Annotated in this window: 21 protein-coding genes; 9 read left to right on the plus strand and 12 right to left on the minus strand. The window is 56.0% G+C overall.

Annotated elements, in window-relative coordinates; all coding sequences use genetic code 11:
- The first annotated feature begins 5 nt into the window (after positions 1-5).
- A complete protein-coding gene (locus tag RDN66_RS04415) occupies positions 6-254 on the plus strand; it encodes a DUF1158 domain-containing protein (RefSeq protein ID WP_035891755.1) in 249 nt (82 codons plus the stop codon).
- A gap of 99 nt (positions 255-353) precedes the next feature.
- Here RDN66_RS04415 and RDN66_RS04420 read toward each other — a convergent pair whose 3' ends face one another.
- Positions 354-701: a RamA family antibiotic efflux transcriptional regulator gene (locus RDN66_RS04420; protein WP_035891756.1), complete on the minus strand. Its 348-nt coding sequence runs from the start codon at positions 699-701 to the stop codon at positions 354-356.
- Between the two features lie 35 nt (positions 702-736).
- Complete coding sequence (locus RDN66_RS04425) at positions 737-1,861, minus strand: MBL fold metallo-hydrolase (protein ID WP_374043979.1); 1,125 nt, start codon at positions 1,859-1,861, stop codon at positions 737-739.
- Between the two features lie 165 nt (positions 1,862-2,026).
- Here RDN66_RS04425 and RDN66_RS04430 point away from each other — a divergent pair, with 165 nt between their 5' ends.
- The 3 genes from RDN66_RS04430 (at position 2,027) to nfsB (ending at position 3,746) form a co-directional block, all read left to right on the plus strand.
- On the plus strand, positions 2,027-2,602 hold the full coding sequence (locus RDN66_RS04430) for a TetR/AcrR family transcriptional regulator (RefSeq protein WP_123650074.1): 576 nt from the start codon (positions 2,027-2,029) through the stop codon (positions 2,600-2,602).
- Positions 2,602-2,970, plus strand: a complete 369-nt coding sequence (locus tag RDN66_RS04435; protein ID WP_035891762.1) for an MmcQ/YjbR family DNA-binding protein — start codon at positions 2,602-2,604, stop codon at positions 2,968-2,970. Before RDN66_RS04430 ends, RDN66_RS04435 begins: the two co-directional genes overlap by 1 nt.
- Positions 2,971-3,092: 122 nt before the next feature.
- Positions 3,093-3,746, plus strand: a complete 654-nt coding sequence (gene nfsB / locus RDN66_RS04440; protein WP_202216266.1) for an oxygen-insensitive NAD(P)H nitroreductase — start codon at positions 3,093-3,095, stop codon at positions 3,744-3,746.
- Positions 3,747-3,821: 75 nt separating this feature from the next.
- Here nfsB and RDN66_RS04445 read toward each other — a convergent pair whose 3' ends face one another.
- The 3 genes from RDN66_RS04445 to RDN66_RS04455 all read right to left on the minus strand — a co-directional run bounded on the left by RDN66_RS04445 (position 3,822) and on the right by RDN66_RS04455 (position 5,444).
- Positions 3,822-4,109, minus strand: a complete 288-nt coding sequence (locus RDN66_RS04445; protein ID WP_202216267.1) for a helix-turn-helix transcriptional regulator — start codon at positions 4,107-4,109, stop codon at positions 3,822-3,824.
- Entirely contained in the window at positions 4,090-4,419 is a 330-nt protein-coding gene (locus RDN66_RS04450) for a type II toxin-antitoxin system RelE/ParE family toxin (protein WP_202216268.1), read from the minus strand. Before RDN66_RS04450 ends, RDN66_RS04445 begins: the two co-directional genes overlap by 20 nt.
- A 185-nt stretch (positions 4,420-4,604) precedes the next feature.
- The gene (locus RDN66_RS04455; protein WP_035891876.1) at positions 4,605-5,444 is read right to left on the minus strand and encodes a helix-turn-helix transcriptional regulator; all 840 of its coding nucleotides are present in this window, start codon (positions 5,442-5,444) and stop codon (positions 4,605-4,607) included.
- Positions 5,445-5,575: 131 nt separating this feature from the next.
- Between RDN66_RS04455 and RDN66_RS04460 the strand changes: the two genes are divergently transcribed.
- Both RDN66_RS04460 and RDN66_RS04465 read left to right on the plus strand, forming a co-directional pair.
- Complete coding sequence (locus RDN66_RS04460; protein ID WP_202216269.1) at positions 5,576-7,003, plus strand: MFS transporter; 1,428 nt, start codon at positions 5,576-5,578, stop codon at positions 7,001-7,003.
- Positions 7,004-7,081: 78 nt separating this feature from the next.
- Entirely contained in the window at positions 7,082-8,326 is a 1,245-nt protein-coding gene (locus tag RDN66_RS04465) for a mechanosensitive ion channel family protein (protein ID WP_115074574.1), read from the plus strand.
- Here RDN66_RS04465 and RDN66_RS04470 read toward each other — a convergent pair whose 3' ends face one another.
- On the minus strand, positions 8,327-9,226 hold the full coding sequence (locus RDN66_RS04470; protein ID WP_308537584.1) for a LysR family transcriptional regulator: 900 nt from the start codon (positions 9,224-9,226) through the stop codon (positions 8,327-8,329).
- Positions 9,227-9,359: 133 nt separating this feature from the next.
- Here RDN66_RS04470 and RDN66_RS04475 point away from each other — a divergent pair, with 133 nt between their 5' ends.
- Together RDN66_RS04475 and RDN66_RS04480 are read left to right on the plus strand one after the other, a co-directional pair.
- The gene (locus tag RDN66_RS04475) at positions 9,360-10,166 is read left to right on the plus strand and encodes an alpha/beta fold hydrolase (RefSeq protein WP_202216271.1); all 807 of its coding nucleotides are present in this window, start codon (positions 9,360-9,362) and stop codon (positions 10,164-10,166) included.
- Positions 10,163-11,059: a DMT family transporter gene (locus tag RDN66_RS04480; protein ID WP_202216272.1), complete on the plus strand. Its 897-nt coding sequence runs from the start codon at positions 10,163-10,165 to the stop codon at positions 11,057-11,059. The genes RDN66_RS04475 and RDN66_RS04480 overlap by 4 nt, the downstream gene beginning before the upstream one ends.
- Positions 11,060-11,157: 98 nt before the next feature.
- Here the strand turns inward: RDN66_RS04480 and RDN66_RS04485 are convergent, their stop codons facing one another.
- From RDN66_RS04485 to RDN66_RS04500, 4 genes are all read right to left on the minus strand, one after another.
- A complete protein-coding gene (locus RDN66_RS04485) occupies positions 11,158-12,138 on the minus strand; it encodes a LacI family DNA-binding transcriptional regulator (protein WP_202216273.1) in 981 nt (326 codons plus the stop codon).
- Positions 12,139-12,213: 75 nt separating this feature from the next.
- A complete protein-coding gene (locus RDN66_RS04490) occupies positions 12,214-13,365 on the minus strand; it encodes a Gfo/Idh/MocA family oxidoreductase (RefSeq protein WP_308537585.1) in 1,152 nt (383 codons plus the stop codon).
- Positions 13,362-14,390, minus strand: a complete 1,029-nt coding sequence (locus RDN66_RS04495; protein WP_202216275.1) for a sugar phosphate isomerase/epimerase — start codon at positions 14,388-14,390, stop codon at positions 13,362-13,364. The genes RDN66_RS04490 and RDN66_RS04495 overlap by 4 nt, the downstream gene beginning before the upstream one ends.
- 20 nt (positions 14,391-14,410) lie before the next feature.
- Complete coding sequence (locus RDN66_RS04500; RefSeq protein ID WP_202218153.1) at positions 14,411-15,616, minus strand: MFS transporter; 1,206 nt, start codon at positions 15,614-15,616, stop codon at positions 14,411-14,413.
- 277 nt (positions 15,617-15,893) lie between these two features.
- On the opposite strand from RDN66_RS04500, the gene RDN66_RS04505 reads away from it, so the two are divergent.
- Positions 15,894-16,727 carry a sugar phosphate isomerase/epimerase gene (locus tag RDN66_RS04505; RefSeq protein WP_202216276.1) on the plus strand — a complete coding sequence of 278 codons (834 nt, stop codon included), beginning with the start codon at positions 15,894-15,896 and terminating at the stop codon, positions 16,725-16,727.
- 76 nt (positions 16,728-16,803) lie between these two features.
- On the opposite strand, the gene pheP is transcribed toward RDN66_RS04505, so the two are convergent.
- Both pheP and RDN66_RS04515 read right to left on the minus strand, forming a co-directional pair.
- Positions 16,804-18,195 (minus strand): phenylalanine transporter, encoded by a 1,392-nt coding sequence (gene pheP / locus RDN66_RS04510; RefSeq protein WP_123650064.1) that lies wholly within the window; start codon positions 18,193-18,195, stop codon positions 16,804-16,806.
- 144 nt (positions 18,196-18,339) lie between these two features.
- The gene (locus RDN66_RS04515; protein ID WP_308537586.1) at positions 18,340-20,532 is read right to left on the minus strand and encodes a TonB-dependent siderophore receptor; all 2,193 of its coding nucleotides are present in this window, start codon (positions 20,530-20,532) and stop codon (positions 18,340-18,342) included.
- Positions 20,533-20,536: the final 4 nt, after the last annotated feature.

Genomic DNA, 20,536 nt, shown 5'->3' on the forward strand with positions numbered 1-20,536 from the left:
ATGATATGAAGCATCCGCTCGAATCCCTGATGACCGCCGCCGGTATTTTATTGCTGGCGTTCCTCTCCTGCCTGCTGCTGCCCGCACCGTCGCTAGGGCTGACGCTGGCGCAGAAGATGGTTGAGACCTTCCATTTTATGGATCTAAGTCAGTTTTACACCGTGCTGTTTTGCGTGTGGTTTCTGGCGCTGGGGACGATTGAGTATCTGGTGATTCGCTATGTGTGGCGGCGCTGGTTTTCGCTGGCGGATTGAATGCGGCGATTCCCCGGCGTCGCTGCGCTCGGCCGGGCTACGGGGCATGAGATTGTTTTGTAGCCCGGCCGAGGCGTTTACGCTGACCCCGGGGCGGAATCAATGCGTCTGCGGACGATGATTCTCTTTGCGGTAGGCACCCGGCGACTGATGAAACGTGCGGGTAAAAATGCGGGTAAAGGTTTGCTGGGAATCAAACCCATACTTCAGACAAATGTCATAAACCTTTTGATTGGTCGTACATAGCTCATCTGCCGCCAGATGAAGCTTCCGGTGGCGAATGTAACGCCCCAGACTTTCCCCTTTATGTTGCAGAAAAATGCGCTGTAAATGCCATTTCGAGTACCCTGCCCGACGGGCAATTTCATCAATGCGCAGTGGCTGATGCAGATTATCGTCAATCCATTCGACCAGTGTGTCGACAACCTGAGTGGCTAATTCGGTCATACACCCCTTCCCCCTCGTTTAACTACAGCCGGTGGTTATTCCCACCAGGCACGGAATGTTTGTGTTGAGTCAGCAAGCCATACCGGCTCGCCCTGCATCGGCGTTAACAGCCGATACGCTTTATCTTTGCTGGCCTGTACCAGACGTTTGTACGGGTCGTCCCAGGTATGTTTTGCCAACACGAAGCGCCCGGCATGTCCCGGCAGCACGCGCTGGGCGTTAAGGTCTGCCGCCGCTTGCGCCGTTTGTTCCGGCATCATGTGGATGTAGCGCCAGTCCTGGTCGTACTGACCGTCTTCCATAATGGCAACGTCAACGCGGCCAAACTGCTCACCAATCGCTTTAAAGTGCGGGCCGTAGCCGGTGTCGCCGCTGTAATAAATGTTCTGTGTAGGCGTCACAAACATAAAGCTCGCCCACAGCGTCTGGTTACGCTTCAGACCGCGGCCAGAGAAGTGACGCGCAGGCAGCACGTGCACGCTCAGCGCATCGCTGATGGTGACGCTTTCCTGCCAGTCGGCCTCGCTAATCACCTCGTCTTTCATCCCCCAGTAACGCAGGTGAGAACCTACACCCAGCGGCACCACGGCACGTTTGATCTTCGGCATCAGCCCCTTAATGGTGGCGTAGTCGAGATGATCGTAATGATCGTGAGAGATAATCAGCAGGTCTATCTCCGGCATGTTCTCGGCGCGCCACGGGTAGTCACCGGGGAACGCTTTATTCAGAAAAGAGAACGGCGCGGCATAGTTGCTGAATACCGGGTCAATCAGAATGCGCTTGCCAGACAGCTGCAAATACCATGAGGAATGGCCGAGCCAAATCATGGTGTCCTGCCCCAGCGGCAAGCTGGCGAGATCGGTCGGGACCATCGGCAGCGGCTGGGTTGGACGGGCATTTTCACGTTTGGCGGTTAAAAACTCCCACCACGCCATCACCATATTTTTGTCACCGGTAAAGCCAGGCGTTGGCAAGGCGTTCTGGAACGCGCCGTCACGGTAGTTCGGTGAGCGTTCAATCTGACTTTTTTCAACCCCTTGCGGTGCCTGGCCAAAACCGGCGTTCAGGACGAAAGGTAAACTTGCGGCACTGGCAATAAGCATGATGGCAACCACACTGATGATAAAAGGTTTCATATCCTGACCCTGGACCAGCTTCATCCAGGAAGCCACACTAAAAAGGTTGATTATGAGTGAGTAGGCACTCATTATAGAAAGACGGGGAAAAAATCGTCAAGCAATTTTCAAAATTTGACAATCGACGTTGAAGTCCCTGGGGTCGGCATGTTTCAATCACGTTTTTTACAGTCAGAGAGGTAAAGTGTAGTGGCTCGTCCGAAGAGTGAAGATAAAAAACAAGCGTTACTGGAAGCTGCCACCAGCGCCATTGCCCAATCCGGCATTGCCGCATCAACTGCGCTGATTGCGCGCAGCGCGGGGGTTGCAGAGGGCACGCTGTTTCGCTATTTCGCCACCAAAGACGACCTGCTTAATGCGCTTTATCTGCATCTGAAAACCGGCCTCTGCGAAGCAATGAAGGCCGGTCTGGTGGAAACCGACTCGCCAAAAGCGTTCACGCATGGCATCTGGAATAGCTACATCGATTGGGGCGTGCGCAATCCTATCGGGCATCACGCGCTACGACGCATGGCGGTAAGCGAAAAAATTACCGAAGAGACCATCACCCAGGTGAGAGCGATGTTCCCAGAGCTGCAAAAGCTCTGCCAGCGCTCGGTGCGCCCGGTGTTTATGTCCGATGACTTCCGCGCCTTTGGCGACGCGCTGTTCCTGTCGCTGGCGGAAACCACCATTGAATTTGCCAGCCGCGAACCGCAGCGCGCCGATAAGCTCAAAGCGTTAGGCTTCGAAGCGATGTGGCTGGCCCTGGCCGAAGGTGACTAATGGACGGTAAAACGCTGCATGAACGGGCGCACGAGTTTGCGCTGACCCTGCCCTTCTCTGACATCTACTGGCCTTTCGGGCCGGAGTACGATGTTTTCATCGTGGAAGGCAAAATGTTTATGCTCAAGGCTTACCTACGCGGCGAGCCTATCATCAACCTGAAGGTTGACCCGGAGCAATCGCTGCTGCACCAGGCCATCTACCCGCACATTAAGCCGGGCTACCACATGAACAAAAAGCACTGGATTTCGGTCTATCCCGGCGATGAAATCACCGTGGACCTGCTCAATAGCCTGATTGAAGATTCGTGGAATCTGGTGGTTAATAAACTGCCAAAACGGGTGCAACAGCGCGTCCGTCCCGTCTGATTTTCTGCGAAATGCGATAAGTGTTATCGCATTTTACACCCTTCTCATTTGTGACATGGCGCGGTAACCTGCCTGGATTCAACGCACCGATTCGCGGTGCCTTTAATCATTCAGGAGTGTTTATGGATATCGTTTCCGTTGCTAAAGCGCGCTATTCCACCAAGGCCTTTGACGCCAGCAAAAAGCTGACCGCTGAGCAGGCTGCCAGTCTGAAAACCCTGCTGCGCTTTAGCCCGTCCAGCACCAACTCCCAGCCGTGGCACTTTATCGTCGCTAGCACCGACGAAGGCAAAGCGCGCGTCGCCAAATCTGCCGCGGGCGGTTACGTGTTCAACGAACGCAAAATGCTGGATGCTTCCCACGTGGTGGTGTTCTGCGCAAAAACCGCAATCGACGATGCCTGGCTGGAAAAAGTAGTGGATCAAGAAGACGCCGATGGCCGTTTCGCTACGCCGGAAGCCAAAGCGGCTAACCACAAAGGCCGCACCTTCTTCGCCGACCTGCACCGTAAAGAACGTCACGACGACGCGCAGTGGGCAGCCAACCAGACCTACCTGAACGTGGGTAACTTCCTGCTGGCGATGGGCGCAATGGGCCTGGACGCAGTCCCTATTGAAGGCTTCGACGCTGAGATTATGGACGCGGAATTTGGCCTGAAAGAGAAAGGCTTCACCAGCCTGGTGGTAGTGCCGGTTGGGTATCACAGCGTGGAAGACTTCAACAAAGCGCTGCCAAAATCTCGTCTGCCGGAAGAAGCGGTGATTACCGAGATCTGATTTAGCTTTAGTGTCTTCCCGGCGGGGCTTCGCTTGGCCGGGCTACTCGTCTTGGGTAGCCCGCGCCGGGAAACCTCAATACAGCAAGATCTGCGGATGTTTCACCCCGCAAGCCAGCGCATAGCGCGTCAGCGTATCAAGGCTTGCTCGCGTCACGTTGGCTTCCATTCTTGAGACCGTTGGGGCACTCACGCCCATTCGCTGCGCAACCTGCGCTCGTGTCAGGCCCGCATTGCTACGCCACTTCGCCAGCATATCTCGCAGACGTTCCTGCCGTTCCTGCGCATCAAATGCCGCTTTCACGTCTGCACGCTCCAGCATTTCGGCTCTCAGATCGTCCCAATCAATTACTTTCTTGCTCATCCCGCATCTCCTGTAGCCGTTTTAATGCCAGACGGATGTCCGCTGGAGGTGTTTTTTGCGTTTTTTTAATAAATACACGCAGTAAGAAAATCGTCTGCCCCTGCTGAAATGCATAGATGCCGCGACAATGAATCATCCCTACCGTACGGATTTCAAAAAGACCGTGAGAGAGAGGTTTACTGTCTGGCTCTCGCAGAACGGTAGGATTTAGCCGAAGTTTTTCTATTTTGCCGATCATCTTCGCTTGCGCAGATGCAGGCAATGCCAGCATTTCCTCTCTGGCATCTGCATGAACAAGAATTCTGAACACGATTTTCGTCCTTGAATATTAGCATATAAGGCAAATTGCATTAAAGGCTAATTTACCCGTTTTGCCCTACCCTACTCCTGATAGCATCAAGGTTCAGATTCTTGCGTCAAACATGGATTGCGGATCGTAAAACGCACACCCCGGGTAGCCCGGTCAAGCGAAGCGCCGCCGGGATCGTCTCCGTACTACAACCTCGCTAACACCCCTTCCCCGACTTCATCTACCGGTAAATAGACCAGCAAACGCGAGCCGTTGCGCGGCGCGGAGTACCAGTACATCTGCTGGAGCTGAAATTCGCCGAACTCGGGATGGCGGAACGTTTTAATCTGATTTTCGACGCCGCGGACTTCGTAGCGCTGGTGCCAGAGCGCTTCAAACTCGGCAGAGGCGGCAAAGAAGCGGGCGAGCTTATTCTCCCACGCCGGTTCCCCCCGGTGCTCGGCCATCGCGGCGCGGAAATAGGAGACAAAATTGCCCATCACGTCGGGATTGGCCAGACGGCTACGCCAGCCAGGGTGGGTCAGATACAGGTAGATACAATTTCGTTCATCTTCGGGGATGAGGGAAAAATCAACGCCCATCAGCCGACAAAACGCGTCATTCCACGCCACGATATCGAAGTTCGGTTTCTGAATGCTGGCCGGTTGAGGCAGCAGACTGTCCAGCATACGGCGCGTGCCGGGGCTGATTCCCTCGCACTGGGGTACATTTAAAGATTCCAGCGGCGTTAATCCCGCCAGCACAAACAGATGGCGCGTTTCCAGCTCGCTGCACTGGAGCGCTTCGGCGACCGCTTGCATTACCGCCACCGACGGATTAACCTCGCGCCCCTGCTCAAGCCAGGTATACCAGGTCACGCCAACGTCCGCCAGCATCGCCACCTCTTCGCGACGCAGGCCAGGCGTGCGCCGCCGCCCGCTACGCGGTAGCCCTAACCGCTGCGGGTCGAGACTTTCCCGTCGCGCCCGAAGAAATGCACCCAGCTGCTTACGGCTATCCATCTGCCGTGTCTGCAATACGTCCATTTCACTGTCGCTGATGAGGCTCATGGTATCTCCAGCATAGTAGTGCCAGTACCAGTATAACCAGGAACTGGTACCCGTTTATTTAATCAGGGATGCTACGTCCAATCGCTGAATGACGCAATGGAGTCACCATGAAAACGTCTGCTGTTTCACCCGGTCGCGCGGGGCTTTTCCTGCTGCTTACCGGCCTGATGTTGCCCCAAATCGATACCTCGATTACCAACGTCGCCCTGGATTCCATCACCGAGTCACTGCACGCCAGCCCCACCCAGCTTGAGCTGATTGTGGCGCTGTACGGCGTGGCGTTTGCCGTCTGTCTGGCGATGGGCAGCAAACTTGGCGACAACTACGGTCGCCGCCGCCTGTTTATGTGGGGCGTGGCGATTTTTAGCCTCGCTTCGTTGCTGTGCGGCATTTCTAATTCGATTACCGCACTGCTTGCCGCCCGTACCCTTCAGGGGGCAGGTGCGGCGCTTATCGTGCCGCAGATCCTCGCCACCCTGCACGTCACGCTGAAAGGAACTGCGCACGCCAGGGCCATTAGCCTCTACGGCGGCATTGGCGGCATTTCGTTTATCGTCGGGCAGATGTTCGGCGGCTGGCTGGTGTCGGCAGATATCGCTGGGATGGGCTGGCGTAACGCCTTCTTTATCAACGTGCCAATTGGCCTGCTGGTACTGGCCTTTAGCCGCCGCTACGTGCCGGAAACCCGCCGCGATGAACACTCAACCATCGATTGGCAGGGCACTTTTAGCCTCGGGCTTATCCTCTGCTGCCTGCTGTTCCCGATGGCGCTGGGACCGGAGTTGCATTGGCCGTGGTCGATGCGCCTGATGCTGCTGGCGATTATTCCGCTGCTGTTCTGGATGCGCGCCATCGCGTTGCGTAAAGAGCAGCGCGGCGAGCACCCGCTGCTACCGCCACGCCTGCTGCAGCTTGCCAGCATTCGCTTCGGCATGGTAATTGCGCTGCTGTTCTTCAGCGCCTGGTCCGGGTTTATGTTCTGCATGGCGCTGACCATGCAGTCCGGCCTTGGCATGGCGCCGTGGCAGTCCGGAAACAGCTTTATCGCCCTTGGCGTAGCCTACTTCCTGTCGGCAATGTACGCGCCGAAGCTGATTGCGCGCCACAGCATGGGACGCATTCTGGTCGCCGGGTTAGTGGTACAAATTAGCGGCCTGCTGCTGCTGATGGAGACCTTCCACCACTACGGCCAGGCCACCACCACGCTGACGCTGGTGCCCGCCACGGCGCTGATTGGCTACGGTCAGGCGTTGATTGTGAACTGCTTCTATCGCGTGGGAATGCGCGATATCACCGCCAACGACGCGGGTGCTGGCAGCGCGCTGCTGAGTACGCTGCAGCAGGCGACGTTAGGGCTTGGTCCGGCGGTATTTGGCTCACTGCTGTTAATGCTGATGCGGAATCATCACGGTAGCTATCCGCAGGCGATGATCGGTTTTCTCGGCGTGGAGGCGGTGATGATGCTGCTGCTGGCGGTGATTGCCATTGGCCTACGTCATCACTTAAACCGTAGCCCGGCGATGGTAACCTCCTGATTATTAAGTTCCTGTATAGCTGTTTGCATATTATAGCTAGCCTGGTCATTATTAAAGACTGGCTATATAGGAGACGTTATGCAGGAACTCATTTCCCAGATAGAAGAGATGGGCATTGAAATAAACCATACCAATTCACTTGTGATCATCTTTGGTATTATTTTTCTCACTGCCATCATTGTTCATCTGATTTTACACCGTCTGGTGCTGCGCACTTTCGAAAAACGCGCGCAGGCCAGCAGCCATTTATGGCTGCAAATCATCACGCAGAATAAGCTGTTTCACCGATTGGCGTTTACGCTGCAAGGGATCATTGTCAACGTGCAGGCCGTGCTGTGGCTGCAAAAAGGCAGTGAAGCAGCGGAAATATTAACCACGGTGGCGCAGCTGTGGGTCATGCTATATGCCCTGCTGTCATTCTTCTCGCTGCTGGACGTTATTTTCAATCTGTCGCAGAAACTCTCCTTCTCTTCTCAGCTTCCGCTGAAAGGCATATTTCAGGGTGTGAAGCTGGTCAGCGCTATCCTGATTGGCATCCTGATGATTTCCCTGCTGCTGGGGCAGTCACCGGCGATTCTGATAAGTGGTCTGGGGGCGATGGCGGCGGTATTGATGCTGGTCTTCAAAGACCCAATTCTGGGTCTGGTGGCCGGTATTCAGCTGTCGGCGAACGATATGCTGAAGCTCGGCGACTGGCTGGAGATGCCAAAATACGGTGCCGATGGTGCGGTGACGGATATCGGTTTAACCACGGTCAAAGTGCGTAACTGGGATAACACCATTACCACTATTCCTACCTGGTCGCTGGTCTCTGACTCCTTCAAAAACTGGAGTGGAATGTCAGCGTCAGGCGGACGTCGAATTAAGCGCAGTCTGAACATTGATACCACCAGCGTCCATTTCCTCGATGAGCAAGAACAACAGCGCTTAATTCAGGCGCGACTGCTAAAACCGTATATGGACTCTCGTTATCAGGAAATTAGTCTGTGGAATCAGGAATACGGTAGCGATGATTCGGTGCTTAATCTGCGTAAAATGACCAATATTGGTACCTTCCGTGCGTATCTCAACGAATATCTGCGTAACCATCCGAAGATTCGCAAGGATATGACGCTGATGGTACGTCAGTTGGCACCGGATAATAACGGCTTGCCGATTGAAATATATGCCTTCACCAACACCGTTGTCTGGGCAGAATACGAAAGCATTCAGGCGGATATCTTCGACCATATTTTCGCAGTAGTGGAAGAGTTTGGTCTGCGAATACATCAGTCGCCGACCGGTAATGATATTCGCGCCCTCGCGGGCGCTATCGGGCAGTAATCACCCCACCTCAGGCGTCTGAATCAGGGCGATAAACTTGTCAGCCAGCGGATTTTTCCGACTGGCTGACCAGGCTACCGCCGTGGTGATCACCTCGATCGTCTGGTCGAGCGGCACGGTCACCACGTTGGCCGGTGACAGACGCTCCAGCGAGTCCGGCACCAGCGCAATTCCCTGCCCACAGCCGACAAAAGCAATCTGTGAAGAGACCGAGCGTACGTGGTGAATAATCCGCGGCGAAAAGCCTTCGTTGCGGCAAGCGGCGGTAATACTGTCGAAATAAACCGGGCTCAGGTGGCGAGAGAACATCACCCACTCCTCCTGCATCAAATCGCGCAGCGCAATCTGCGACTCGCCGGCCAGCCGGTGCTGGCGGGGTAATGCCACCACCAGTTCGGCGCTGGACAGCGGCAGCAGCGTAATCCCCTCGCCCATTTCCCCGGTGAGGCGCGCAAAAGCAAGATCGATCTCCCCATTTTGCAGCGCCAGTACCGCTTCGGCGCTGTCGATCTCCTTAATGGAAATCACGATATCCGGGTAGCGCGCTTTCATCTTATCAATTAGCGGCGGCAACACATCGAGCATAGCGGTGCTAATCGCGCCGATGGTCAGCATGCCGGTATGCCCGGCTACCGCTTCGTTTACCGCCAGCTCCAGCCGTTCAACCTGCTCGGCAAAGCGTTTGACCGCAGGCAGGATGGCTAGTCCCACGGGCGTGAGCTGCACATTGCGCTTCGAGCGATCAAACAACTGCACCTTCAGCGACTGCTCCAGCACCTGAATCTGCTGGGTGAGGGGCGGCTGGGTCATGCCAAGTCGCTTCGCCGCACGGCCAAAATGTTTCTCCTCCGCCACCGCGAGAAACAGCCACATATGGCGAATAATGCGAAAATTGATCATCTCTGCATGGCTCCTGTCACCGCTCACATCAATCGATATTAAAAATGTATCAGAGCATTACTTTAATACGATTTTACATATCAGAGAATGACGGCGACGATAGCCACCCCACGAATGCATAAGAAGAGTGACCATGCCCCACGAATTTCACCGCACGCACTTCGCGTTAACGGTACAAGCGACGCCGATGCAGGTGGCCGCCATTCACCGTTCCGGCCCCCGCGAACCGATTGTGTTTCTCCACGGCTTTGGGTCAACCAAAGAAGAATATGCCGATATCGTGCGCCACGCTGCCTTCGACGGGCGGCCATTTCTCGCCTACGATGCCCCCGGCTGCGGGGAGACGGAATGCGCAAATTTGCAGAAAATTTCGATTCCGTTTTTAGTCGAGACGGCGCTCGCGCTGATTGACCAGTTGGGTTTCCAGCGCTTCCACCTCGTCGGCCATTCCATGGGCGGCCTGACCGCGCTGATGCTGGCGCACGCCCATCCCGAGCGGGTGCTCAGCTTTGTCGACATCGAGGGGAATATCGCGCCGGAAGATTGCTTCCTGAGTCGCCAGGCCGTTGATTATCCCGATGGCAACGACGAGCAGTTTTTTACTGATTTTATCGCCCGGACTCATCAGTCTCCGGCGTGGGCCAGCGCGCTGTATGCCGCCAGCCTCAAGCATAAAGTGCGGGCAGCCGCGGTCAGACCTATTTTTACCTCGATGGTGGACTATTCCGACCACGGCGACCTGATGGCGAAGTTTCTAAATCTACCCTTGCCAAAAATGTTTATGTACGGCGCGCAAAACAACACGCTGAGCTATCTGGCGAATATTGAACGTCGTGGCGTGACGCTTGCAGAAATTCCCCACTGCGGGCACTTCCCAATGTATTCCAATCCAGTTGTGATGTGGCAACGCATCAGCGAACTACAGGAACGGGCACGGTGAAGTTGCATCTCACTTCCCGGGTAGCCGGGTTTTCGCTGGCGATACTCGCGGCGTTCGGCTTTTCGTTTAAGGCGATATTCGTCAAGCTGGCGTATGCGGTCGCACCGGTCGACCCGGTCACGCTGTTGATGCTGCGTATGTCGATGTCGCTGCCGCTGATTGCCCTTACCGCGTGGCCGGTGCTGCGTAAAATGGCCACCCTGCATCGTCAGGATTACGCGCTGCTGGTGGTGCTGGGTGTCGCAGGTTATTACGCCTCGGCGATGCTCGATTTTATGGGGTTACAGTATATTACCGCCGGGCTCGAGCGGCTGATTCTCTTTACCTACCCGATGCTGACCATCTTGATTGGCGTCTTTTTTCTCGGCAAAACCTTTGAGAAGAAACTGCTGCTGGCGATGCTGCTCTCCTACGGCGGCATTCTGATTGCCTTTGTGCACGACCTCGGCCTCACCGCCGATAGCCATTCGGTGCTGATCGGCGGTTCGCTGGTATTTGGCTGTGCGATTACCTACGCCATTTACAACGCCGGGGCGGAGGTGGCTATCGGGCGCATAGGGGCGATCCCGTTTTCGATGCTGGCGCTGCTGGTGTCGATTGCGGCGACTCAGGTGCACTTTTTTGCCACCCGTCCCGTTGCCGCGCTTAATCTGCCGTGGCAGGTGTATGCCTACAGCGCGGGCATGGCGGTCTTTTCTACGGTAATGCCGATATTCTGGCTGTCTTCGGCTATTCATCGCATCGGCGCGGCAAAGGCGGTGCTGATTGGGTTAATCGGCCCGATTCTGACCATTCTGTTTAGCTGGTGGCTGCTGGATGAGCCGCTGTCGGTTGAGCAGCTGCTGGGGACAGGGCTGGTGGTGTGTGGGCTGTTGGTAGTTATCAGGCGTTAGGGTAAGGATTGCCGGATGGCGGCGTAAACGCCTTATCCGGCCTACGGGGGATCGGATTGTAGTTCGGATAAGCGCAGCGCCATCCGGCAATACTAAAATCAGGCGCTGGCTCGGGGAATAAAACGCCACTCCAGCATCACCCGCTCTGGGGCAACGTCCGGGTTATCAATTTTATTCAGCAGCAGCGCGACCGCTTTAGCGCCAATCTCTCGCGACGGCTGCTGTACGGTGGTGAGCTGCGGGGAGACCATCTCCGCCAGCTCCGTGCCGTCGAACCCAACCACGGCAATATCTTCCGGTACGCGCAGTCCCGCCTGTTCGATGGCGCGAATGGCGCCCGCGGCCAGCGAATCCGAGATGGCAAAGACCGCATCCGGGCGCGGACTCATCGCCAGCAGGTTTTTCATCGCCGCCTTGCCCGCCGCCGCGCTGAGATCATCCGCGTACTCCACTGCGGCGAAGTCGAGCCCCTGCTGTTGCAGCACGTCTTGATAGCCCTGCTCGCGCAGACGGGCGTATTTATAGCTTAAATCATGGTTAATCAGGGCAATACGCTGGTGCCCCTGCGCCACCAGGTACCCAACCGCATGCTGGGCCGCGTCAACGTCGTTAATCCCGACACAGGAAACTTCACCGGCATCCGCGTATTCCGCACACTGCACCCACGGCGCATCGCCAATCACCGTGGTCAACTCCGGCAGGCGGGCAAACGCATCCATGGTGATAATGCCGTCGACCATTTTTCCGGTCAGCAGGCGCAGGCCTGATTTAGAGCGCTCAATATCAGAACCAGAGTTGCACAGCAAAATGCGATAGCCATTTTTCTCTGCTTCCGCTTCGATGCCCTTGACCACTTCCGCGCAGAACGGGTTAGCAATGTTCGATACCATCACCAGAATCATCGAGCTACGCGCCGTCCGTAGCTGGCGCGCCAGCAGGTTCGGTTGATAGTTACTCTCTTTGATAGCCTGAAGCACCCGCTCGCGGTTCTTCGCTTTCACCGTATCGCTGTTGTTCAACACCCGCGATACGGTGGCCACCGACACGCCCGCCAGCTGGGCGATTTTCTGAATTGACATGCTACGCCGTTCCCTGCAATTAACGCTTTGCGTGAAGGCTACCATAAAAACAGGCCCGGCGTACCGGGCACAAGGTTATTGTTCGACGCTGACCCAGCATCGCTGCTGATGGCTTTTCACAATAGCGTCAATAAGATACATCACGTTCGCGCCCTCACTGAACGATGCAAAGCGGCGTTCGTTCTCCTGCGGCATCTTTCCAGCACACACCGCCTGGTAAAAATTAAGCATCATGTTTTTAAACGCATCCGGCCAGCCTTCGTTGTGCCCACCGGGGAAGTGGGCCTGTGCGGCAACGTCGCGGTTCAGCAGGCCAGGGTCATCGCTTAAAAGCTGATTAGGCTGGCTGCGGTGGCCAATCCACAGCTGCTGCGGCGTTTCCTGATCCCAGGCCAGCGAACAGGCACTGGCGTTGATATCAAAGTGAAGGCGGTTTTTGCGCCCGGCGCTCACCTGCGAGACGCTAAAGCAGCCTTTACTGCCGTCGTCAAAACGGAACAGTACCGAGCCGGCATCTTCGGTAGTCACCGGCACGTCCTGATAACCGGGGGAATCAGGCTGTTCGCTGAAGGTCGCCTGCGCCCCGAGGCTGGCTTTGCGCGTCGGCCAGACGATAGCGAGGTCGGCCATCACCTCGACAATGCGCCGCCCGGTCACAAACTGCACCGTATCGCACCAGTGCGAGCCGATATCCGCCACCGTCCGGGAAACGCCGCCCTGCTGCGCGTCCACGCGCCAGTTGAAGTCGTTTTCCAGCAGCATCCAGTCCTGGTGGTAGCCGCCATAGGCGGAGAAAAGCCGCCCGGCGCTGCCGTCACGCATCATGCTCGCCGCCTGCTGCACCATCGCAAACTGGCGATAAACAAAGCTCACACCGTGCACTACGCCCGCTTCTTGCGCCATCTTAACCAGTTCACGCGCCTCTTCTGACGTCATGCACAACGGTTTTTCAGAGAAGACATGTTTCCCCGCCCGTAGAATCTGGCGGTTAACCTCGGCATGCAAAAAGTTCGGAGTACAGTTATGCACCACCTGTAACCCCGGATGCGCCAGTAGCGCGTCGACGTCGTCATAGGCGTGGGGAATATTGAGCTGTAGCGCCTTTTCCTGCGCCAGCTCCAGCGAAGCGTCGCACAGCGCTACTACCTCAACAAAACCCAGCCGACGCAGCGCTTCAATATGCGCCGGGCCAATGAAACCTGAGCCAACAATACCGACCTGAATCATCCGCGTACCTCGCTGCCCGCGGCAAAGTCATCAAAGGCCCGTGCGGATACGGGAATGATATGCCGTTTAATAAACTCACTGCCTTCGCGCGCGCCGGTCTGCGCGTCCTTCAGGCAGCACTCCCATTCCATCACCGCCCAGCCGTCAAAATCGTACTGACTGAGCTTGCTGAAAATCTTTTTGAAATCGATATCGCCATCGCCGAGCGAGCGGAAGCGCCCGGCACGCTCCAGCCAGTTCTGATAGCCACCGTAGACTCCGCTGCGCCCGTTACGCTCGAACTCCGCGTCTTTGACGTGGAATGCCCGAATGCGTGAATGGTAGATATCGAGATACGCCAGGTAGTCGATATTCTGCAGATGCAGATGGCTCGGGTCGTAGAGCATGTGGCAGCGTGGATGGTTATCGACCTTTGCCAGGAAGCGCTCGAAGGTCACGCCGTCGTGCAGGTCTTCGCCGGGATGAATTTCGTAGCATAGGTCCACGCCATGCTCGTCAAAGCAGTCCAGAATAGGCCGCCAGCGGCTGGCCAGTTCATGAAACGCCTCGTCGAGCAGCGCCGCATTGTGCGGAGGCCACGGGTAGAAGTAAGGCCAGGCCAACGCCCCGGAGAAGGTGGCGTGCGCCTTCACCCTCAATCGTGCCGACGCCTGCGCCGCCTTTTTCACGCTCTCTACCGCCCACTGCTGGCGTGCCGCAGGGTTGCCGCGAAGCGCCGCGGGGGCAAAAGCGTCAAAAGCACTGTCGTAGGCCGAATTCACGGCGACCAGTTGGCCTTCAAGATGCGTAGAGAGTTCACTAATGACCAGCCCGTGTTCAGCGAGCCTTCCGGTTATCTCATCGCAGTAGGTCTGGCTTGCCGCCGCCTGCGGTAAGTCAAAAATCGCCGGGTGGTTGCACGGCAGCTGGAGCGCCTTAAATCCCAGCCCCGCCGCCCATTCGGCTAGCCCATCGAGCGTATTAAACGGCGGCGCTGAACCAATAAACTGCGCCAGGAAAATGCCCGGTCCCTTGATGGTTTTCATACCCCCTCCTTTCAAAAAAATTACGCGTGGTCTTTCTCGTTATATTTGAACGAGACAAGGAAAATCAGTGCAATAACGACCGCGGCCACCGCCGGGATCCACCAGAAGTTCACCCAGGCCGCCGGTACGGTTTGTCCTGCGACCAGATGGTTGTACAGCGAGCCGGAAATCTGTGAGCCCAGCAGCATGCCGATACCGTAGGTGAACATCACCACCATGCTCTGTGCCTGACCTTTCACCTTTTCACCCGCCACGCGGTCGGTGTAGATAAAGCCCACCACGAAGAAGAAGTCATAGCAGACGCCGTGCAACAGAATGCCGAGATACAGCAGGAAACGCGTCTCTTCGTTGATGCCCAGCGCAAAGAACATATAGCGCACAAACCACGCCAGCATGCCGATGAGCAGCATGTACTTCACGCCAAGACGACGGAACAGCAGCGGGATAATCAGCATGAAGAAGATTTCCGACATCTGGCCGAAGGACATAGCGGTGCTGACATCCGCCACGCCCGCGTCCGCGAGGAATGAGGCGGTATAGGCGTAGTAGGTGCCGAGCGGTACCGAAATCAGCGTGGCGCAAACGGCAAACACCAGGAAGTGACGGGTTTTCAGTAACGCAAAGGCGTCAGCGCAGAACAGGTCGCGCAGCTTAAGCGGCTGCCCTTTCGCCGGTGCCGGCGTGTGCGGCAACGTCAGGCTATAGACCGCCAGCACCACCGAGCACAGCGCCGCCAGCGTGAAGATGCCGGTGGTGTCGGAAATGCCGGTCACGCCGATAAAGATCCCGGCGACAATCCAACCGATAGTGCCGAACACGCGCACCACCGGGAAGGTTTTGTCGATATTGGTCAGGCTATGGAACGCAATGTTGTTGGTCAGCGCCAGCGTTGGCATATAGCACAACGTATAACCGAACAGCAGCGCAATCAGCAGCGCGCCGTTTTCCGCCACCAGCGCCTGCGGCACAAACCACAGAATCGCTGCGCCAAGCAGGTGCATCACCGCCATCACCTTTTGCGACGGGAAGAAACGGTCAACCAGCATCCCGAGGACGAACGGCGAGAGGATCGAGGCAATCGGCCCCGCCGAGAAGGCATCGCCAATCAGCAGCGACATGTTGTACTGGGTCATCACCAGGCCAAGCGTGACCGACCAGCTTCCCCAGATAAAAAACTGCATAAACATCATTAACGACAGGCGCGGGACTAACAGCCGGTGCTGTATGCCGCTGTGTTCACGACTTTCCGTTGTAGACACCATGTTTTCACCCTCAAAAAGTAATCGATTACAAAATCAGTCAACGAAGAAAGTAATCGATTACAAAAATAAGATCCTGTTCGCCATTCGCAATTTGGGAGAAGCGTCACGATTAAAAAACAGTCGGGGATCGATGGCGATCGTTTACGTTACCGGGATCACATTTTTATCCGATTTAGATGGTAATCGATCGCATTGGCTCTATTTTGTAATCGATTACTTTTTAAATAAAACGGATAACCTGATGAAAAAATTTCTATTGGCAGCCACCCTTTTCGCTTCATTTTCCGCGGCGTCTGCGCCGAACGTCGAGAATGAAATTGCCCTGCAGATGTACACCTTACGCAACGTCGGCATGCCCGCCGAACAGTTCGCCATGGCGCATAAAGCCGGGTTTGAACACGTTGAAGTGGTTGGCAATCATGGCCTTAATGCCGGGCAGATGAAATCGCTGCTGGCGGAAAATAAGCTCACGGTCACCTCCTCCCACGAGCAGCTCAGCGCGCTGGAAACGCGCTATCAGCAAACGGTGGATTTCAACAAAGCGATTGGCAACAGCACTATCGTGGTGCCGTGGATTGAACCGAAGGATCGCCCTGACAGTGCCAAAGGCTGGGCCGATTTCGCGCAGCGTCTCGATAAACTGGGGGCAAAGCTGCGCCACGATGGAATGCAGTTGGCCTATCACAACCACAACTTTGAGGTGAAAAAATACGATGGCGTGACCGCGCTGGAGATTATCTTCAACCATTCTAAAGCGGAAAATCTCAAGCTGGAGATGGATGCCGCCTGGGTTTCACGCGGTGGACAAGATCCGGCGCATATTCTGAAAGCATATCCGGGCCGCGTTTATGCCATTCACGCCAAAGATAATGCGTCCATCGGCATTCGCGATGACGAGATGAACTTCGCGCCGCTGGGCGAAGGCCTGCTGGATTGGTCAACGATTCTGCCAGCCGCGAAAGCCAGCGGCGTGAAGTGGTTTATTATCGAGCACGATAAGCCGAAGGATGCGTGGAGCATTATTACCACGTCGCATCAGAATCTGCGGGCGGCGCTGGAGAAGCTGGGGGAATAGTGCATTCCCGGGGTCGCTGCGCTCGTCCAGGCTACATTTGATGGTAGCCTGGAAGAGCACAGCGACTCGAGGGAAATTACGCTTTGCGGCGCAACGTTTTGAAAGCCACAAACAGGAACAACACCCACACCGGCAGTAAGATTGCCGACAGGCGCATGCCGTCCATGGTGCACATCAGACCAAGGATCATCAGCAGGAAAGCGATGCAAAGGTAGTTGCTTGCCGGAGCCCACAACGCTTTGAACTTCGCTTCGCGGCCTTTACGGCGCATCGCGGCGCGGAATTTCAGGTGCGCCATGCAGATCATTATCCAGTTCAGCAGCAGCGTCGCCACCACCAGCGCCATCAGCAGGCCAAAGGCTTTTTGCGGCAGCAGATAGTTAACCAATACCACCAGCGAAGTGATAGCACCGGAGAGCAGCAGTGAGTTCACCGGCACGCCGCGTTTGCTGACCTTCGTCAGGAAACGCGGGGCGTTACCCTGCACGGAGAGGCCAAACAGCATGCGGCTGTTGGAGTAAACGCCGCTGTTATAGACCGACAGTGAGGCCACCAGAATGACGAAGTTCAGCGCAGAGGCGACAACATTGCTGTCCAGATTGTGGAAGATCATCACAAACGGGCTGCTATCGGACTGAATGCCCTGCCACGGGTAGAGCGCCAGCAGCACAATCAGCGAGCCGATATAAAACAGCAGAATACGGTAAACCACCTGGTTCACCGCTTTCGGAATCGTGGTCTCCGGGCTGCGCGCTTCCGCCGCCGTAATACCAATGAGCTCCAGCCCGCCGAAGGAGAACATAATCACCGCCAGCGACAGAATCAGCCCTTTCCAGCCGGTGGCCAGGAAGCCGCCATCGCGCCAGAGGTTATCAATGCTGGCATGCTCGCCGCCATTGCCGGTCGTCAGCATCCAGATACCGAAGCCAATCATGCCGATAATCGCCAGCACTTTAATCAGCGCAAACCAGAACTCCGTCTCGCCGTACAGACGCACGTTCACCAGGTTCACGGCGTTTATCAGCACGAAGAAGCCCGCCGCCCAGATCCAGGTTGGGACGTGCGGCAGCCAATATTGCATATAGATCCCGGCGGCGGTCAGTTCTGCCATGCCCACCAGCACGAACATGACCCAGTAGTTCCAGCCAGAGAGAAATCCGGCGAACGGCCCCCAGTATTTATAAGCAAAATGAGCAAATGAACCGGATACCGGCTCTTCAACCACCATCTCACCAAGCTGGCGCATGATAAGAAAAGCAATCACACCGGCAATCGCGTAGCCCAGCACCACGGCTGGGCCTGCCATCTGAATGGCGGGGCCGATACCGAGGAACAGACCGGTGCCGATTGCACCCCCGAGGGCGATTAATTGAATATGGCGGTTTTGTAATCCGCGGTGAAGCGTCGGGCTATTTTCCGACGACGCATCCGGTTGATTCTGGCTGGATGCTGATGACGCGTTTTTCACGTCTAACCCCTTAGCATTTTTATGAAGGGGCACCTTTTAACACTTAGCGCGACTTGCCGCAAGGCAATCAGCACCCGGTCCCCAGTAGTAAAAAGCCCCGAAACGCACGCGTTTTCGGGGCAATAACCCTATTTTAGCAATGACTTAGAAGTCGTAGCTGACCGAGACTTTTAAGGTACGCGGCTCACCCTGGTAGATATAGACACCGGTATCATCAGCACCCGACCAGTAGTTCTGGTTGGTCACGTTGGTCACGCCCACACGCCACACCAGATCGTTCTGCTCCTGATTCAGACGCATGCGGTAGCGCATACCCAGATCAAGCGTAGTGTAGCTGTCGAGTTTTTTGGTATTGGCCGTATCCGCATACTGGGAACCGGTATGATTCACGCGCGCGGTCGCCGTCAGCCCATCAATCGGTTTGATGTCGTATTCAGCCCCCAGCACCGCATAGAAGCGGGAGACGCCAATCGCATCGTTACCGTCGTAAGTACCGCCCGCGGTTTTGGTCAATTCAGGGTCAATCCACAGCGCACTGCCGGTCAGACGCAGGCCCAGCACTGGTTCGCCAAACACGTTGAGCTCTACGCCGCGGTTACGCTGCTCGCCGTCCATACGGTAGTACTTATCGCTATCTAACACCCCAGACGGCTTAGTAATCTGGAATAGCGACAGTGAGCCACCCACGCGCTGATAATCAATTTTTACGCCCACTTCGTCCTGTTTCGAATGGGCGATACCAATACTTTGGCCGTAGTTTTTCGCAGTATTAGGTGCATTGTTCGCAGGCTGCAACGCTTCGGTATGGTTAGCGTACAGCGAGAGTGTCTCCCATGGCTTGTACACCAGACCAAACGTCGGCATCCAGCGGCTTTCAGTAAAGCTTGAGCTAGTGGTTTCCTGGCCCGTCTGGTTGTCATAGTTACAAATCACCACCTTCTGATGGCGTGCCGCAGCGGTAAAGAGCAGGCTATCGTCAAAGAAGCCCAGCGTGTCGCTGAGCAGCCAGCCTTGGGTACGGTTGCGCGCGGTGGTCAGCGGATCGTCATAGTGGCCGCCTTTTGGATTCGGCTTATAATCCGGCATGTCTACGTCATGACTGTTGTAGATATTGATAGTCGGGTTTTTAGTGCTATCGGACATACGCCAGGCAGTCGCATCGCGACGTATCTGCGCCGAGTAGCCCACGTTCACTTTATGGGAGACCACGCCGGTATTGAAGCTACCGCGGATGCCGCCCATGCCGCTGAAGCTGTCGATAATACGGTTGGTATCCAGACGACCGACGGTGGCATTGCCATTCACGTTGGTCAGCTTCGGTGCAGCATAGGTGCCGATTTCATGCGCATGCTGCGCACCAAGCCCGGCATAGGTTGTCCAGTTATCGGTCAGGTCATATTCGGTTTTAACCATACCGAATTCGTTTTCGATGTCGCTAAAGCCCCACTTCTGCGCGTAGCTTTTGGTGGCGTCCGGTACCGCTGGAATGGCGGCAATATTTGCCACACCAACGCCCATCTCACCGCCGTGGAAGTTTTTTTTCTGATAACCAAAATCGAGAGATGAACGCAGACGGTCGCCACGATAATCAAGACCCAGCGATGCCAGGGTGGTGCGGCGCTTGTCGTTATCAATACGCCCTTCCCCTTCACGGTGCAGCACGTTTACGCGCGCGCCAAACTGGTTGTCATCACCGAAGCGACGCCCCAGATCCAGCGAGCCACCGACCTGTGAATCAGAGGTGTAGTCCACGCCAAGGCGGGTGGTGGGAATATCTTCAGCACGTTTAGGTTCAAGGTTTATCATTCCGCCTACGCCGGAACTGGCTGCGCCGTTCACCAGCGCGTTCGCGCCTTTGAAGACTTCAATGCGCTCCAGCATCTGGGTGTCCATCACCTGACGCGGTACCACGCCGGAGAGGCCGCCCATCGTCATATCATCGCCATCAAGCTTAAAGCCGCGAATACGGTACGTTTCCGCAAAGTTGCCGTAGCCCTGAACCGCCTGCACGCCCGCGTCATTTTTAACGACGTCAGCGACGGTTTTAGCCTGCTGATCCTGCACCAGCTTTGAGGTATAGCCGATGACGTTGAACGGCACGTCCATCGCCTTTTGCTCGCCCAGCATCCCTAAGCGGCCGCCATGGGCAATTTGCCCGTCGAGATAAGCAGGCACCAGATCTTCGCCACCGGCTTTGAAATCGCTGCCGTCAACGCCCTGAACCACCATCGTTTCAGGCTGATTTTTCCTGGTTGTTGTGTCTTCGGTCGTTGCCGCATAGGCGGTAGGCAGCACGGCGCCTATCGCCAGTGCCAGCACGGAGAGTTTGGTTTTCATGAGA

Source organism: uncultured Kluyvera sp. (genome assembly GCF_902485085.1).
In the GTDB taxonomy this organism is placed as follows: domain Bacteria; phylum Pseudomonadota; class Gammaproteobacteria; order Enterobacterales; family Enterobacteriaceae; genus Kluyvera; species Kluyvera ascorbata.

Coding starts and splice junctions, on each gene's coding strand:
- RDN66_RS04415 (WP_035891755.1), top strand. CDS start 6: ATGAAGCATCCGCTCGAATCCCTGATGACCGCCGCCGGTATTTTATTG.
- RDN66_RS04420 (WP_035891756.1), bottom strand. CDS start 701: ATGACCGAATTAGCCACTCAGGTTGTCGACACACTGGTCGAATGGATT.
- RDN66_RS04425 (WP_374043979.1), bottom strand. CDS start 1,861: ATGAAGCTGGTCCAGGGTCAGGATATGAAACCTTTTATCATCAGTGTG.
- RDN66_RS04435 (WP_035891762.1), top strand. CDS start 2,602: ATGGACGGTAAAACGCTGCATGAACGGGCGCACGAGTTTGCGCTGACC.
- nfsB (WP_202216266.1), top strand. CDS start 3,093: ATGGATATCGTTTCCGTTGCTAAAGCGCGCTATTCCACCAAGGCCTTT.
- RDN66_RS04445 (WP_202216267.1), bottom strand. CDS start 4,109: ATGAGCAAGAAAGTAATTGATTGGGACGATCTGAGAGCCGAAATGCTG.
- RDN66_RS04455 (WP_035891876.1), bottom strand. CDS start 5,444: ATGGACGTATTGCAGACACGGCAGATGGATAGCCGTAAGCAGCTGGGT.
- RDN66_RS04460 (WP_202216269.1), top strand. CDS start 5,576: ATGAAAACGTCTGCTGTTTCACCCGGTCGCGCGGGGCTTTTCCTGCTG.
- RDN66_RS04465 (WP_115074574.1), top strand. CDS start 7,082: ATGCAGGAACTCATTTCCCAGATAGAAGAGATGGGCATTGAAATAAAC.
- RDN66_RS04470 (WP_308537584.1), bottom strand. CDS start 9,226: ATGATCAATTTTCGCATTATTCGCCATATGTGGCTGTTTCTCGCGGTG.
- RDN66_RS04475 (WP_202216271.1), top strand. CDS start 9,360: ATGCCCCACGAATTTCACCGCACGCACTTCGCGTTAACGGTACAAGCG.
- RDN66_RS04485 (WP_202216273.1), bottom strand. CDS start 12,138: ATGTCAATTCAGAAAATCGCCCAGCTGGCGGGCGTGTCGGTGGCCACC.
- RDN66_RS04490 (WP_308537585.1), bottom strand. CDS start 13,365: ATGATTCAGGTCGGTATTGTTGGCTCAGGTTTCATTGGCCCGGCGCAT.
- RDN66_RS04495 (WP_202216275.1), bottom strand. CDS start 14,390: ATGAAAACCATCAAGGGACCGGGCATTTTCCTGGCGCAGTTTATTGGT.
- RDN66_RS04505 (WP_202216276.1), top strand. CDS start 15,894: ATGAAAAAATTTCTATTGGCAGCCACCCTTTTCGCTTCATTTTCCGCG.
- RDN66_RS04515 (WP_308537586.1), bottom strand. CDS start 20,532: ATGAAAACCAAACTCTCCGTGCTGGCACTGGCGATAGGCGCCGTGCTG.